Raw genomic sequence first — 15,628 nt, 5'->3', positions numbered from 1 at the left:
ATTACATATACACTACCTCCTTATTCCGTGAAACATGCGATGCCACTATACTGCGAGAATGTTCATTATCTTTTTCCACACCTGTTGAAAACTTAAAAGTGACACCCATAACTGGATGCTTACATTTGTAATCCTGAGCGTATGGATTTTAGGATGCAAGAATGTTGAAATATGATTTGTGTGAGGAGAAGAGTGTAGATTTCAGTATGCTGACCCCCAAACAGAAAAACCAAAAAACCTTCGACAGTACCCATAAAATAATTAAAGATGAGTAACGAGAATGAAATTCTTTTAAAAGAGAACAAGGATCGTTTTGTGCTATTGCCGATCAAATACCCGAAGATTTGGGAGCAATACAAAAAGCACGAAGCAAGTTTCTGGACAGCGGAAGAAATAGATTTAAGCAGTGACCTTAAGGATTGGGCAGCACTGAATGATGGTGAACGTCATTTTATATCTCATGTACTGGCGTTTTTTGCTGCCAGCGACGGTATTGTAAATGAGAACCTCGCGGTAAACTTTATGAGTGAGGTACAGATCCCGGAAGCCCGTTGTTTTTACGGTTTCCAGATTATGATGGAAAATATCCACTCTGAAACATATGCTTTGCTGATTGACACTTATGTGAAAGATCCGGCAGAGAAAGATCGTTTGTTCCACGCTATTGACACCGTACCTGCTGTGAAAAAGAAAGCAGAATGGGCATTGCGCTGGATTGAGAACGGCAATTTTGCAGAGCGCCTGGTAGCCTTTGCAGCCGTAGAAGGTATTTTCTTCAGTGGTAGCTTCTGCTCTATTTTCTGGTTAAAGAAAAGAGGACTGATGCCTGGTCTGACCTTCTCTAACGAGCTGATCAGCAGAGATGAAGGACTGCATTGCGAATTTGCCTGCCTGCTTTACAGTATGCTGGAAAATAAGCTGAGTGAAGAAGCAGTACATGGCATTATCCGTGACGCCGTAGCTTATGAAAAAGAATTTATTACAGAAGCCCTGCCGGTTGGTTTGATCGGTATGAACGCTGACCTGATGTCGCAATACATTGAGTTTGTTGCCGACAGATGGATTGGTGAACTGGGCTATAGCAAGATATTCAACGCGTCTAACCCATTTGATTTCATGGAAATGATTTCATTACAGGGCAAGACCAACTTCTTTGAAAAACGTGTGGGAGATTACCAGAAATCCGGCGTAATGGGTGGTACTAAAGAATCGCAGACATTCAGCCTGGAAGAAGATTTTTAGATGGCGTTTAGCTGTTAGCTTTTAGCTTTTATGTTAAATGCAGCGAACAAACACAATTTACTAACCTCCTTTGGCTAATAGCTAACTGCTAATAGCTAAAACCTAAATTCACAAACCCATGTTCGTAATCAAAAGAGATGGCAGAAAAGAAGCAGTGAAGTTTGATAAGATCACTGCCCGTATTGAAAAACTATGCTATGGTTTCAATACGGAATATGTAGATGCAATAGATGTAGCAAAAAAAGTAATACAAGGTTTGTATGATGGAGTAACCACCAGCGAACTCGACAACCTGGCTGCCGAAACAGCCGCTTCCCTCACGACCAAACACCCGGATTACGCTCTGCTGGCTTCCCGCATAGCAGTAAGCAATCTGCATAAGAATACGATTAAGTCGTTTTCCAAAACGATGAAGAAACTGTATGATTATATTGATCCTAAAACAGGTAAGTCAGCCGCTTTGCTGTCTGATGATATCTGGGAGATCATTACTAAAAATGCAGACATCCTGGATTCAAGCATCATCTACGACCGCGACTTTGCGTTTGACTACTTCGGTTTCAAAACCCTGGAGCGCTCTTACCTGCTGAAAACAGACGGTAAAATACAGGAACGTCCGCAGCATATGCTGATGCGTGTTTCTGTAGGCATTCACAAAGAAGATATTGAGTCTGCCATCAAAACATACAACCTGATGAGTGAGCGCTGGTTTACACATGCCACGCCTACCCTGTTCAACGCAGGCACTCCAAAACCCCAGATGTCTTCCTGCTTCCTGCTTACCATGCAGGACGACAGCATCGAAGGTATCTACGATACCCTGAAACAAACGGCTAAAATTTCCCAGAGCGCCGGCGGTATCGGTTTAAGCATTCATAACATCCGTGCTACAGGGTCTTATATCAGTGGTACCAACGGTACTTCCAATGGTATTATTCCTATGCTGCGCGTGTTCAACGATACTGCGCGCTACGTGGATCAGGGTGGTGGCAAGCGTAAAGGCGCTTTCGCTATCTACCTGGAACCATGGCATGCCGACATCTACGAATTCCTGGATCTGCGTAAGAACCATGGTAAAGAAGAGATGCGCGCCCGTGACCTGTTCTACGCCCTCTGGATGCCTGACCTGTTCATGAAACGTGTAGAAGCCAATGGCGACTGGTCATTATTCTGCCCGCATGAAGCACCAGGACTGCACGAATGCTGGGGAGAAGAATTTGAAGCATTGTATGCCAAATACGAACAGGAAGGCCGTGCCCGCAAAACCGTGAAAGCACAAGACCTCTGGTTTGCCATCCTGGATGCACAGATCGAAACCGGTAATCCATACCTGCTGTATAAAGATTCTGCCAACCGCAAATCCAATCAGCAGAACCTGGGTACCATCAAGAGTTCCAACCTCTGTACAGAAATCATCGAATACACTGATGCAAACGAAGTAGCTGTATGTAACCTGGCTTCTCTCGCATTGCCACGCTTTGTAATTGATGGTAAATTTGACCACGACAAATTATACGAAGTAACTTACCAGGCTACCCTGAACCTGAATAAAATCATCGACAATAACTACTACCCTATTGAAGAGGCCAGACGCAGTAACATGCGCCACCGCCCTGTAGGATTAGGTGTACAAGGTCTTGCTGATGCGTTTATCCTCATGCGGTATCCGTTTGAAAGTGCTGAAGCGAAAAAACTGAACAGCGAAATATTTGAAACCATCTACTTCGCTGGTTTAAGCGCTTCCAACGACCTGGCTAAGAAAGACGGCGCCTACGAAACGTTCCCAGGCTCCCCTTCTTCCAAAGGTATCCTCCAGTTTGATATGTGGGATGTAAAACCATCCGCACGCTGGAATTGGGATAAACTGAAAAAAGCAATCGTAAAAGATGGTATCCGCAACTCCCTGTTGCTGGCACCAATGCCAACTGCTTCTACTTCCCAGATCCTTGGCAACAACGAGTGTTTTGAACCATACACTTCCAACATCTACACCCGCCGTGTACTGAGTGGTGAGTTTGTAATCGTTAACAAACACCTGCTGAAAGACCTGGTAGAACTGGGCCTGTGGGATAATGAAATGAAGACGAAGATTATTTCGCACAATGGCTCTATCCAGAACATTGCCGAAATACCAGCAAATATTAAAGAACTGTACAAAACAGTTTGGGAAATCAAACAACGTAACCTCATTGACATGGCAGCCGATCGCGGTGCTTTCATCTGCCAGTCTCAGTCACTGAACCTGTTTGTTGATACCCCAACCAACGCGAAACTTACCTCTATGCACTTTTACGCCTGGAAAAAAGGTTTGAAAACAGGCATGTATTATCTGCGTACTCAGGCTGCTACCCAGGCAGTACAGTTTACCGTGGAAAAACAAGGTGGTCAGCAAATGCAACCTGTGGTTGCCGCCGGTGGCGACAGCGCAGAAGAAGAAATCATCGTGGGTGCAGTTTGCACCATGGAAGAAGGTTGCGTTACATGTAGTGCATAAGGGTTTATGTAAGTATAAATGCGAATCCCTGGCTGAATGGCCAGGGATTTTTTTATGCAGTAAAAATGATGAAATTGATACAGGCTGTCAATAGTATAAAACAAAGAAGATAAAATCATGGGATATTTTACATCGCGTAAAATATCCCATGATTTTATCTTCTGGCAGATGATGGAAAAACCAATTTACGTATACCAGTATCCGTTACTTAACATTTCGTTAATACGAACTGATTACTTTAGCGCCCATATCAAACAACCTGATGCCCATTCTTTCTGATACTGTATTACTGGAGCGCATCCGCGAGGATAATGTGCAGGCATTTAAAATACTCTACGACCGCTACTGGCAATCTCTTTTCCTTTTTGCAATGAAAAGGCTGAAGAATGAGGCGGATGCAAAAGATATTGTGCAGGAAATACTCATCAGCCTCTGGATCAGAAGACATACTATCACTATTGAAACTTCACTCGGCGCCTATCTTTCCAGTGTAGCACATTATGAAGTGCTGCGTTCCATTTCCAATGCTATCAAAGATGCGCAACGCAGGGAAAATATTACGGCCAACATCCTCCCGGGATTTGCAGAACTGCTCGATCCGGTGCAAATGAAAGAGTTAATGATCATCCTGGAGAGAGAAGTGGATAAGTTGCCATTAAAAATGCAACAGGTGTACCGTTTGAGCCGGGAAGAAGAATTATCCCTCCCGGAAATATCAGCCCGCCTGGGTATTACGGAACGTACAGCCCGTAACCAGTTGAATACCGCACTTCACAGACTGCATTTCGGGCTGAAAGAAGCCTATCTCCTCTCTATCTTTATTTGTTAAACCACGAGTTAACAATTTGGTAACCTGTCCCGCATGGTCAAAAGTAGCGGTATGATGCGCATATAGTCAGAAGACTATTACACATGAAGACCGAACAACTGGGAAAGATCATCGACCGTTACCTGGCAGGCATGGCCACTCCGGAAGAAAAGGCATTACTGCAGAAATGGTTCGATAAAACAGCGGACGCCCCCATACACCTGTCAGCTGCAAAACAGCAGCGGATTTCCCGTGAAATGTGGCAGCAAATAAAGCAGCCAGGTATGGCAACCGGCCATCCTGAAGTAATACCACTATTCCGGCGCCATCTGTTGAAGTATGCAGCCGCCGTATTTATACTGGCAATAGCTTCCGTAGCCCTCTTCTCAGAAAAGAAATTGCGATCCCTGTTTTCCACTGCTCACCCGCTTGCTTATGAACAGGTGACCACGGAACCAGGAAAAATAAAAACCATCTTACTACCTGATAGTTCCCGGGTACATCTCTTTCCTAATTCAAAAATATCTATTCCGGAAAACTATGGCATCACGGCCAGGACAGTGTTGCTGGAGGGAAGAGCATTTTTTGATATCCAGGGAAATCCAAAAAAACAATTCACTGTACAGGCAGGCAAATTAATAACCAGTGTACTCGGTACCTCTTTCGAAATCAATGCCTTTCCTGTCTCCACACAAATGACCGTTACCGTGGCTACCGGAAAGGTAGGCGTGGCATATGAAGGTCGGTTGCTTGGCAATGTTACGCCCGATGAAAAACTTTCTTACAACATCAGCACCACCGAAGTTAAAACAACCAACATTCATGCAGCTATCGCCTGTAACTGGATCAGCGGACAACTACGGTTTCAACAAACACCACTAAAAGAAGCCTGCGATATACTGAGCGAATGGTTTCATGTGAATATTACAATCGATAACCCGATAAGACTCAAAGAGCAGGTAACAGTTGGTTTCAGAGGTGAATCACTGGAAAAAATACTTACGGTTTTATCACAAACAACCGGCTTTACCTATACCATAGATCACTATAACATCCATATCCATTAAAAGAAAAATCGCTGTCTCTATGTAAACAGATGATCAAACAAAAAAGCCGTTTTGCCTCGGGAGGCAGAACGGCCGGAAAATACTGAGTTCGCATCTCAGTAATTAATCACAACAGCCGCTTCAGAAAAAGACGGCAGTAACATTAACACAATAAAAGTATGCAAAAAAAGATTTACTTATTAAGGTTTTCAAAATGGCTATGCTGCCTGTGTATGACGCTTATAACGAGCACACTACATGCACAGTCCGTATTGGATAAAAAAGTGGTCATCACAGAAAAGACCATGACGATCAAACATTTATTCGAGGTCATGGAAAGTGAAACAGGTGCGCAGTTATCCTATGGTGCAGCCATCACCGCTACCCTGGCTCAACGCATCACACTGGACGCGAAAAAAAACACCCTGCGTGACCTGCTCGCTTCACTGAAAAATACTACCGGATTATCTTATACTCTGAATGGTAACTTTGTTGTTATCCGGCAGGAGGAAGCCCCAAAGCCTAAAACAGGCACACTGTCCGGCCAAATCATTGATGAACAAAACGGCGATCCGTTACCCGGAGCTACGGTGAAACTACCCGGTACCACTGCGATTACCGGCATAGATGGTTCCTTCCTGTTAAAGTTACCAATAGGTAATTACACCGTTGAAATAAGTTACATCGGCTATGGTACCAAACAGATCCGGGATATTATCATCACCACCGATGCGACTTTTCAGTTGAAATCTGCCCTAAAAAGAAACAAAGGGCAACTGGCAGGCGTAGTAGTGACCGGTGTAGCGAAAAAGGAAACAGTGAATGTATTATACCTGCGACAGAAAAATGCTTCAGAAATTACCAATGGCATCAGCGCAGAACAGATTGCCCGCACACCAGATAAACATATCGGGGAAAGCCTGAAACGCATCAGCGGCATCAGTACGGTAGATAATAAATATGTAGTGGTAAGAGGTATAGGAGAACGCTATAATTCGGCCATGCTGGACGGTATTGTACTTCCCAGCACCGAAGCGCAAAGCCGTAATTTTTCTTTTGATCTCATCCCTTCCAACCTGGTAGACAATGTGATCGTCAGCAAAAGTGTAACACCCGATATGACCGTAAACTTTGGTGGCGGCTTAATACAGATCAACACAAAAGATATCCCGGAAGAAAACTTCACCAGCTTCTCTGCCGGCATCAGTTACAACGATCAAACTACCGGCAAAGATTTCTCCAGCCGTAAGCGCGGAAAATATGACTACCTCGGATTTGATGATGGCCACCGCGGTGATTTCCCGGCCGACCTGCAACACACTTTTCGTACCGTGGCACCGCATAACAGTGAGACGGATGAACAGTATTTTCAATCTGTTATTGCACAGAGTAAAAAATTTAACAACAACGATAATTTTACTACCTATGAAAATACCGCCAGCCCTTCACAAAACTACCAGCTCTCATTAGGAAGAGTGATTCCACTTGATAGCACCGGGAAAAACAAGTTCGGCATCACCGGCTCACTGAGTTATCGCAACACACAAAATACCAATCTCTATGAAGACCTTCACCGCGGAAAATGGCATAATGATTATAATAACGGCGGCGGTGCCTATGGCTTTAATACCACCTGGGGTGCATTGATAAATATGGGCTGGCAAACCCGCAACAGCCGGTTCAGTTTCCGCAATACCTACACCCGCGTATTTGACAATACACTGGTGCGCACAAAAGGATTTGAACAGGATGCATCTACAGAAGATTTTGCTGTGCTTCCACCCACATTGAGGGAAACAGATGATCCTGTTTTTATGGATCTGCTGCAGAACAAATTAAATGGACAACATCAGCTGGGCAAAATAAAGCTGGAATGGATCCTGGCCCGCACCAGCATTCAACGCAACGAAAAAGATGTCATTTTCACACAGGCGAATCCTGCTTTGCTCGGTGGCAAATTTGGCTACTTTTATTTCCCCGGCAGTTTTACAGAAGTAACAGAAAGGCCCATGTCGCGCTCTAATTACAGCAACAGGGAAAATCATTACAACTGGAATGTATCTGTGAGCGTTCCCTTCACCGTAGGCAACTTACAAAGTACCTTTAAAACAGGATATGCCGGTAATATCAAGAAAGCCAGCTTTAACTGGCGCATTGTAGCACTCACCGCCGATTACCGCTACTTCAAAGATAGTCTGAAGTATTTGCCTGTTGGGCAGTGGGGACAACCGGAAAATATTGGCCAAAGTGGTTTCTTATACGCAGTAAACCCCTGGTATAACGATTACTATGAAGGAAAAAGTCAAACACATGCCGGATTTGTGATGTTCGATAACCGGTTACTGGATAAACTAAGATTAGTATGGGGCTTAAGAGCTGAATACTTCGACTATACAGAACTCAAGAACCCAAGTAATACCAAGTTCAACATATTTAAACTAAAGGAAGAACCCAAATGGCAATGGATGCCATCCGCCAATTTTACGTATAGCCCTCTCCGTGATATTAACCTGAGGGCTTCCTGGTCCAGGTCGGTAGTACGCCCTGAATCAATGGATAACAGCCAGTTCCAGCGTTACAACCCCTACCTGGATGGTGACTATATGAATGCCGGTTTGCAGGCAACTCCTATCACCAGCTACGATGTAAAAGCAGAATGGTTTCCCGGCGCAGGAGAAATTATTTCTGCAGGTGTTTTCTATAAAAACTTTGAGAAGCCGGTAGAAATCATCGTCAATGTCAACACCGGCAACCTCGGCTACATCTTACGTAATTCCGATTGGGCCAAAGTATACGGACTGGAACTGGAAGCGCGGAAAAACCTGCGGTTTATTGCCCCCGGGCAATGGCTGGAGAATATCTATTTATACAGCAATCTTACTCTGCAGCGATCCACTGTGCAAAGTAATTATGAAGTAACCGACCCCGCAACAGGTAAACCAAAATTACAACCCTATAAACAGAAACGTTCCCTGTACGGACAAGTACCCTTTCTGCTGAATGCAGGATTATTATATGCAGGTAAACACTTCGGATTAAATGTAGTGTATAATAAAAGCGGGTACAAAACCAATATCGTATCCGATAATCCTGCCTTGATGGAATATGAAAGGCCAAGAGAACAACTGGATCTTCAAATCAGCTACAAATTCCTCAAAAATAAGCTGGAAGCTCGTTTGAATGCCGGCAATATATTAAACACCCCCTATCAGTATTATAAGAATGCATTCTTTGAAGCAAAGAAAGATTTTGATCCCAAAAATTATCCCGATGGGTATGATTGGACAGACCGCTTTAGCTTCAGGGAAGGGTTTTCTGAAAAGTATGAAGAAGGTGACCTGCGCACATTTACCCAACGCCTGGGACGCACTTTCAGTTTCACATTAACCTATCACCTGTAAGCATATTATTCTTAAAATAAAAAGAAGATGAGACATATTCTATTCATACTGCTGTTTGGTTTACTGGCTACGGGCTGTAAAAAACAAACACCCGCTATACCTATCGGGAATGTAGTAAATCTGCAGATAAGCGGGTTTACAGTAGGTGATTCACTAGAGCTGCTGAACGAAGGGAATGTAATAGCCACGGTAACCAATACATTTAATGTCACTACACTACTTTCCATTGCTCCGGATCAGCGCGGAGAAATTACACTACGGAAAAAAGGAACTACCAACATCATTACTACCCGATACGTTCTTGCTTCGCCATTCAGTCAAACTACCAGCATCTTTTACGATAATGGTAAAATATATGACAAGTCAATCAAACTGCTGTTTAAAGGATATGCAATCGCGGACTCCCTGGAGCTTACACTGGACGGGCAACTGGTATCGAGTGGCATTGAAAATAAGTTTACCCCCTCTGCAGAAATCGGCGCCGAAGAAGGAATGCAGAGAACATTGCAAATCAAAAATAAGAAAACCGGTGCAGTACTTTCTACCAGGAAAATTGCCGCCACTCCCGCTGAACAGGTAGTCGCTTTCTTTTATGATGGCAAAGCGTTGATTGACAAGCTCAATCTCGCCCCCCCGGCGAATCCTGCCTATATGAACGTGAGTGCGAAATTTGAAACAACGCTACCGGATCTTTTCACTGGTACCCCCATCGATATTGTTTTCTATAAGTATGATATAAAAAAGGGAACCATTTCTGCAGAAGAAGCAGGCATCAAACTATCGGTATCCGGTATTTTCAGCGAGCCATTAGCATTGCCTCCTTTGCCAAAAGACTACCAATATACTTTCCGTTTGACTAAAACCGGTACCAATATAATACCGTATGACACCACTAAAGAGTTACTACCCATCAAAAATACCGGCAGTACTGCCACTATTACTTTCACTCCGGGCACCTCACAACTGTGGGTGATAAAAGATCAGAAAGTGAAAATATCCGGCGGATCCAGCAAGGGAACGCAATTCAGAGCGCTCTTTACTGATTTGTCGCAATATTTTCAATAAAACATAGAAACGAAGAAGCCGTCTCATAATTATGAGACGGCTTCTTATTCTTACTAAAGAAAATGTTCAGTGTTACTTTCATCCATCCGATTACTATTGAGTTGTATTTGTTCCGATGGGAGCGGCTCCAAATAATATTTATCCAACCAGCCTGCCGGTACGGGGTACCCCCCCAATCCTTTGCTATTTAAGACAATAGGTGTGCCTGCACCATAATCAGATACTTTTACTTTGGCACCCAGCAATTGTTTATTGAAATATTCAACCTTCTTCCATCTTTTTAAATCATTAAAACGGAATCCATCCCCCATCAGCTCTATCCGTCTTTCTCTCCTGATTTCCCATAAAACCGGATCTATGCCAGCATCTCTTTTCTTATCGAAGGCGCCGTTTATATCAGCGACCAGCATGTTGGGAAGTCCGGCTCTTGGACGTAATTTATTAACCGTCATATCCGCAATACTCTGATTAAACTGTCCCAGTTCCCACATCACTTCTGCATAGTTAAGCATCGTCTCTTCCACTCTAAAAACAGGAAAATCGGTAGTGGCTACACCAGTAGTACTTACATCGGTAAAAGTATTATACGGTTTGTAGTAATAGTACCCGGTAGAGGTATTCATAAAGCCCTGGGCACCGGCAGTTTTATCATTCAGGAAGTGTGGCGCCCGATACAGGTAATACTATTTCATCAAATGGTAGGTAGGCAGACATTACTAATCAATCCTGTATCTGTGCTAATATAGTAAATGCCAATGTTCCACACAATTATTCTTTCCGTGTCGCTACAGTCAACCGGGCTGCCTTTTCAGGAATAATGCCTTCCCGGTCCGGTAGTGCAAAACGCTTTACCTGCTATCTGTTTGATAAATATTTCCGGTGTGGTACCCAGGAAATGGTGAAAGTCTTTTATCAGATGACTCTGGTCGTGATACCCAAAATCGTGGATCAGATCATACCAGTCAATCTCCGTACCCGGATTGTTTTCTATACTGTTAATCACCTGTTTGAAACGGAGAAAACGCAACATCTCTTTAGGAGAATATCCTACATACTTTTTAAATCTTAGCTGTATGGAACGTTCAGTTAATGCAGCATCTGCTGCAATCGCTTTGGCTGGCTGAATAAGCGGGTCTTTAAAATATTCCGCTCCATGCAGCAGCGGCCGGGCTGCATCTTCTACGTCATGCATGCAGGTGCGGATATAATCACTTAATATTGCTATCCGCTCTTCTATAATAGCTGTTTTGCTCAATATCTGCCACAATTCCTCGTAACCGGAGGTAATAATATGCGCATGCAGTTTTTCTCCATCCAGTTCATCAACCGGCACCTGGAACAACCGGTAAAATCCATCCAGGTTAAATATCACTACCAGCAGATCGGCGTCCGGTAACATTTCGTAATTCAACATTTTTCTCAATGGTCCCAATACACCTACCTTACCTACCTGCATGGCTCCCAACAGTTCTCCGGCAAAAGAAATTCTCACCGGCGAGCCGAAATTGAAGAGCAGCATCATTTCATAATTAGGCGAAAGATGGTGGATAACAGGCAATTCATCTGCAGTTGTTTGCATTACATAAAAGTGCTTCACTATATCCGATAGTGGTGGTTGCACCTCAAAACGTTTACCTGTTAATACCATAAAGAAAAATTAATGCTCATCGTCCTGTAAATCTTCTGCTTTAAAGCCCCACTCTGTCAGCAAGGTATTATATTGTGCATCCGGCAATCCCTGTTGTTGATAGTGCCCTGCCAGCGTTTTCTGACGCATAGCCTCATAGATGCTTACCGCACAGGCCACTGATATATTTAATGACCGGATAATGCCCATCTGCGGAATAATAAAATTACCATCGGCCATCGCCCTTACGTGATCACTCACCCCATTCTGTTCATTACCAAAAACCAGTGCCACAGAGCCGGAGAAATCAATATCATATAAACTCACCGCATCTGCTGCCAGGTGTGTGGTCAGTATCTTATCATAATGTTTACGCAGTTCCTTAAAACAATCTGCTGCATTATCAAAATCATGTATAGTCAGCCATTGCTTGGCGCTGCTGCTGCTCCGGTGTCCCCAGTTCTTTATCCGGGGCGGTTTTGAGGTGATAATATAAATATCCTGTATACCCACGGCATCACATGTACGCATTACTGCAGCCACATTATGCGGGTCCTGTACATCCTCCAGCACCACTGTTAAATTAGCCTGCCGTTTGTTTAATACCGACAGTAACCTTTCTTTTCTTTCTGGTGTCATAATGCAAAAATAGCAAAAAGCTCAAAGCCGAAAGCAAAAAGGTAATCTCCTTTACCATAGCTTTTTGCTTTTTGCTTTGAGCTTTCTGCTTATCTTCACCCCCAAATTAAAATTAACCTATGCTCAAAAAGATCCTGAAAATTGTGGGTATCACAATGGTGGTCTTGATACTGGCCGCCATAGCCATACCCTATTTCTTTAAAGACAAGATCATTGCAAAAGTAAAAACGGAACTTAACAACCGTCTCAATGCCAAAGTGGATTTCAAAGATGTGGATATCAGTCTATTCCGTCATTTCCCACGCCTGGCTGTTGGCCTGGAAGACCTGCAGGTAGTAGGCATCGGTGAATTTGCAGGGGACACCCTCCTCGCAGTAAAACAGATCGATGTAGCCCTTAACCTCATGAGTGTAATTAAGGGAGATAAGATGGACATCTACAACATCGCCCTCATACAGCCACGGATACACGCTATCGTAAATAAAGACGGCGCCGCTAACTGGAATATTACCAAACCCGATACCGCCGCCGCCACGCCTGCTGATACCAGCAAAAGTAAATTTGCCCTCAGCCTGCAGCAATATAAAATTGAAGACGCCTGGATCAGCTATGATGACCGGCAGGGTAACATGGCGTTACTCATCACCGGCCTGACACATCAGGGTAAAGGCGACTTCACACAGGACCAGTTCCTCCTGCAAACCAGCACCGTAGCAGAAGGCATCACCTTCAGATATGGACTGATCCCTTACCTATCCCAGGTTAAAACCAAACTGGATGCCGCTATCCAGGTAGATAATAACAGCAGCACCTATACGTTTAAAGACGGTAAAGCATCTATCAACAACCTGGAATTGGCACTACAAGGATTTTTCAAGTTGGTAAACGATTCCACCTATKGAATGGATATGAGCTTTAAAGCACCTTCTACTAATTTTAAAGACCTGTTATCATTAGTGCCTGCCGTATACAAAACAGATTTTGATAAGATCAAAACCAGCGGTACTGCTGCTTTTGATGGGTTCGTAAAAGGTAACTACTCTCCTGTACAGATGCCTTCTTTCGGACTGGACCTGGCCGTAAAAGATGGCTTCTTCCAATATCCTGATCTGCCAAAACCAGTAAAAAATATACAGATAGCCATGAAGATCAGTAACCCGGATGGTGTACCTGATCACACGGTAATAGATATGCCTACCGGTCACCTGGAAATGGATAACACCCCACTGGATCTGCGCTTACTTGTTAAAACGCCGATATCTGATCTGTATGTGGATGCTGCCGCCAAAGGAAAGCTGGATCTCTCTAAAATCACCCAGTTCGTAAAACTGGAAGCCGGCACCAACCTATCCGGTTTGCTGGATGCGGATATCAACGCCAAAGGCAATATGAGCGCCATCGAAAAACAACAATATGATCGCTTCTATGCCGCCGGTACCCTGCAGCTGAGCAATATGCTCTACAAAAGCAAAGACTACCCCGATGGCGTAAAAGTGAATAATCTTTCTTTACAGTTTAACCCTAAAAACGTAACGGTAAAAGACCTGAACGGACAATACCTGGGTACCAACTTTGAAGCCAACGGAGAAGTAAATAACCTGCTCGCCTATACGTTTAAAAATGCACCGCTCGATGGTAAACTCAACTTCAAGGCAGATGAAATAAACCTGGATAAATGGATGGGGACTACGCCTACTGCAGCCGATCCGGCTACTGCTAAAAAAGATTCAGCCGCCGCTACGCCTTTTGCCGTTCCTGCCAACCTGAATCTGAGCTTACAGGCCAACGTAAATAAAATACACTACGATAAAGCCGATCTGACTAATGTAGGCGGTAACCTGTTGGTGAAAGATGAAACAGTGACCATGCAACAGCTCAAAGCCAATGCACTGCAGGGGACTATGGAAATCAACGGCAGCTACAGCACCAAAGCCAGCAAAAACAACCCGGATATTAACCTGGCGTATAATGTGCAAAACCTGGATGTACAACAAACATTCAACACCTTTAATACCGTACAGAAGTTAATGCCGATCGGTAAATTCCTTTCCGGAAAAATTACCTCCCAGTTAACCATGCATGGCAAATTAGGGAAGGATATGTCGCCCGACCTGAGCACACTCACCGGTGATGGTAATCTCCTGTTGATACAGGGTTTCCTGAAACAGTTTGCTCCGGTAGACCAACTGGCCAACACCCTGAATGTGGCACAGCTGAAAGATCTTTCCCTCCGCGATATTAAAAACTACTTTGCTTTTGAAAATGGTCGCGTAAAAATCAATCCCTTCAACGTAACGGTAGCCGGTATCAAAATGAATATTGGTGGTTCACATGGTTTTGACCAGTCACTCGATTACACTCTTCAACTGGCATTGCCCCGTAGTATGATGGGCTCCGCCGGCAACACCCTGGTGAATAACCTGGCATCGCAGGCGCAAAGCAAAGGCATCCCCGTAAACCTGGGTGATAGCGTACACCTGCAGGTTTTAATGGGTGGTAACATCCTCAAACCAAGTGTAAAAACAGATCTGCGTGAAACGGCTAACAACCTGAAAGCACAAGCCGCTGAACTGGTGAAAAATAAAGTAGATTCTGTAAAGGCGACCGTAAAAGACAGTCTTAACCAGATCAAAAATACCGCAGTGAATTCGCTGAAAAATGAATTGAAAAATCAACTCAGCGGCAAAAAAGATTCTACAACAACTACCGGCAAACCACTGGAAAATGTGGGCAAGCAAGCCGGTGAGTCTGTAAAGAATACACTGAACGGACTGTTTAAGAAGAAAGCTAATAACGCCGATACCACCAAACACTAAATACAGGCTGACAGAGATTTACGCGGATCCCTTCCGCGTAAATCTCTTACCTTGATCCTGTTATTCCCAATTTTTCCGTAACTTATGGTAACCAAAACCCCGGACCATGTTGTTGCGTTTCCTCCATACGACCTACTGCAATGCTGCGATCTTCGCCGGTGTATTATTCTTTCTGATGGGATATATTATTCATCGCTTTCCGCCTAAAAGCACGAAATCCTGGTATGGTTACCGCAGTTTCCTGTCTACCAAAACACCCGAAATGTGGCATTCCGCCAATGAATATGCGGCCTATATTTCCAGGCGGATAGGTGTCATCCTGTTGGCGACGGGTATCGCCTGTGCGCTGATATTTGAAAGCCAGTCAGACTGGTTCCTTTACATCACCGTAGGCGCAGTTGTAGCAGGTACTATGTATATGGTGGGAGACACAGAGTGGCAGTTAACCCGGCATTTCGATAAAGACGGTAAACGTATTCTTCCCGAATAA

General features: G+C 44.0%; 11 protein-coding genes. 8 read left to right on the top strand and 3 right to left on the bottom strand.

Annotated elements, in window-relative coordinates; genetic code table 11:
- Positions 1-267 precede the first annotated feature (267 nt).
- The 6 genes from AC1DCV_RS29745 (at position 268) to AC1DCV_RS29720 (ending at position 10,056) form a co-directional block, all read left to right on the top strand.
- The gene (locus AC1DCV_RS29745; protein WP_441577330.1) at positions 268-1,242 is read left to right on the top strand and encodes a ribonucleoside-diphosphate reductase small subunit; all 975 of its coding nucleotides are present in this window, start codon (positions 268-270) and stop codon (positions 1,240-1,242) included.
- Between the two features lie 118 nt (positions 1,243-1,360).
- Complete coding sequence (locus AC1DCV_RS29740) at positions 1,361-3,736, top strand: ribonucleoside-diphosphate reductase subunit alpha (protein ID WP_477026570.1); 2,376 nt, start codon at positions 1,361-1,363, stop codon at positions 3,734-3,736.
- 262 nt (positions 3,737-3,998) lie between these two features.
- Positions 3,999-4,565: an RNA polymerase sigma factor gene (locus AC1DCV_RS29735; RefSeq protein ID WP_477026569.1), complete on the top strand. Its 567-nt coding sequence runs from the start codon at positions 3,999-4,001 to the stop codon at positions 4,563-4,565.
- A gap of 83 nt (positions 4,566-4,648) precedes the next feature.
- Positions 4,649-5,611, top strand: coding sequence for a FecR family protein (locus AC1DCV_RS29730; protein ID WP_477026568.1), 963 nt, complete (start codon positions 4,649-4,651; stop codon positions 5,609-5,611).
- Positions 5,612-5,823: 212 nt separating this feature from the next.
- Positions 5,824-8,991 carry a TonB-dependent receptor gene (locus tag AC1DCV_RS29725; RefSeq protein ID WP_477026567.1) on the top strand — a complete coding sequence of 1,056 codons (3,168 nt, stop codon included), beginning with the start codon at positions 5,824-5,826 and terminating at the stop codon, positions 8,989-8,991.
- Between the two features lie 27 nt (positions 8,992-9,018).
- Positions 9,019-10,056 carry a hypothetical protein gene (locus AC1DCV_RS29720; protein ID WP_477026566.1) on the top strand — a complete coding sequence of 346 codons (1,038 nt, stop codon included), beginning with the start codon at positions 9,019-9,021 and terminating at the stop codon, positions 10,054-10,056.
- 53 nt (positions 10,057-10,109) lie between these two features.
- On the opposite strand, the gene AC1DCV_RS29715 is transcribed toward AC1DCV_RS29720, so the two are convergent.
- The 3 genes from AC1DCV_RS29715 to AC1DCV_RS29705 all read right to left on the bottom strand — a co-directional run bounded on the left by AC1DCV_RS29715 (position 10,110) and on the right by AC1DCV_RS29705 (position 12,322).
- Positions 10,110-10,712, bottom strand: a complete 603-nt coding sequence (locus tag AC1DCV_RS29715) for a RagB/SusD family nutrient uptake outer membrane protein (protein WP_477026621.1) — start codon at positions 10,710-10,712, stop codon at positions 10,110-10,112.
- Positions 10,713-10,864: 152 nt separating this feature from the next.
- Positions 10,865-11,704: a helix-turn-helix domain-containing protein gene (locus AC1DCV_RS29710; protein WP_477026565.1), complete on the bottom strand. Its 840-nt coding sequence runs from the start codon at positions 11,702-11,704 to the stop codon at positions 10,865-10,867.
- A gap of 9 nt (positions 11,705-11,713) precedes the next feature.
- Positions 11,714-12,322 carry a TrmH family RNA methyltransferase gene (locus AC1DCV_RS29705; RefSeq protein ID WP_477026564.1) on the bottom strand — a complete coding sequence of 203 codons (609 nt, stop codon included), beginning with the start codon at positions 12,320-12,322 and terminating at the stop codon, positions 11,714-11,716.
- A gap of 119 nt (positions 12,323-12,441) precedes the next feature.
- On the opposite strand from AC1DCV_RS29705, the gene AC1DCV_RS29700 reads away from it, so the two are divergent.
- Positions 12,442-15,138: a hypothetical protein gene (locus tag AC1DCV_RS29700; protein ID WP_477026563.1), complete on the top strand. Its 2,697-nt coding sequence runs from the start codon at positions 12,442-12,444 to the stop codon at positions 15,136-15,138.
- 106 nt (positions 15,139-15,244) lie between these two features.
- Positions 15,245-15,628 carry an SdpI family protein gene (locus AC1DCV_RS29695; RefSeq protein ID WP_477026562.1) on the top strand — a complete coding sequence of 128 codons (384 nt, stop codon included), beginning with the start codon at positions 15,245-15,247 and terminating at the stop codon, positions 15,626-15,628.

The sequence above is a fragment of the Chitinophaga sp. 10T418 genome (genome assembly GCF_056394125.1).
Note: the sequence above shows the minus strand (reverse complement) of the source record. Positions and strands in the feature narration are given on the sequence as shown.

What these genes read in the sequence shown, in the direction of transcription:
- AC1DCV_RS29745 (WP_441577330.1), top strand. Translation starts at nt 268, where the DNA reads ATGAGTAACGAGAATGAAATTCTTTTAAAAGAGAACAAGGATCGTTTT.
- AC1DCV_RS29740 (WP_477026570.1), top strand. Translation starts at nt 1,361, where the DNA reads ATGTTCGTAATCAAAAGAGATGGCAGAAAAGAAGCAGTGAAGTTTGAT.
- AC1DCV_RS29735 (WP_477026569.1), top strand. Translation starts at nt 3,999, where the DNA reads ATGCCCATTCTTTCTGATACTGTATTACTGGAGCGCATCCGCGAGGAT.
- AC1DCV_RS29730 (WP_477026568.1), top strand. Translation starts at nt 4,649, where the DNA reads ATGAAGACCGAACAACTGGGAAAGATCATCGACCGTTACCTGGCAGGC.
- AC1DCV_RS29725 (WP_477026567.1), top strand. Translation starts at nt 5,824, where the DNA reads ATGACGCTTATAACGAGCACACTACATGCACAGTCCGTATTGGATAAA.
- AC1DCV_RS29720 (WP_477026566.1), top strand. Translation starts at nt 9,019, where the DNA reads ATGAGACATATTCTATTCATACTGCTGTTTGGTTTACTGGCTACGGGC.
- AC1DCV_RS29710 (WP_477026565.1), bottom strand. Translation starts at nt 11,704, where the DNA reads ATGGTATTAACAGGTAAACGTTTTGAGGTGCAACCACCACTATCGGAT.
- AC1DCV_RS29705 (WP_477026564.1), bottom strand. Translation starts at nt 12,322, where the DNA reads ATGACACCAGAAAGAAAAGAAAGGTTACTGTCGGTATTAAACAAACGG.
- AC1DCV_RS29695 (WP_477026562.1), top strand. Translation starts at nt 15,245, where the DNA reads ATGTTGTTGCGTTTCCTCCATACGACCTACTGCAATGCTGCGATCTTC.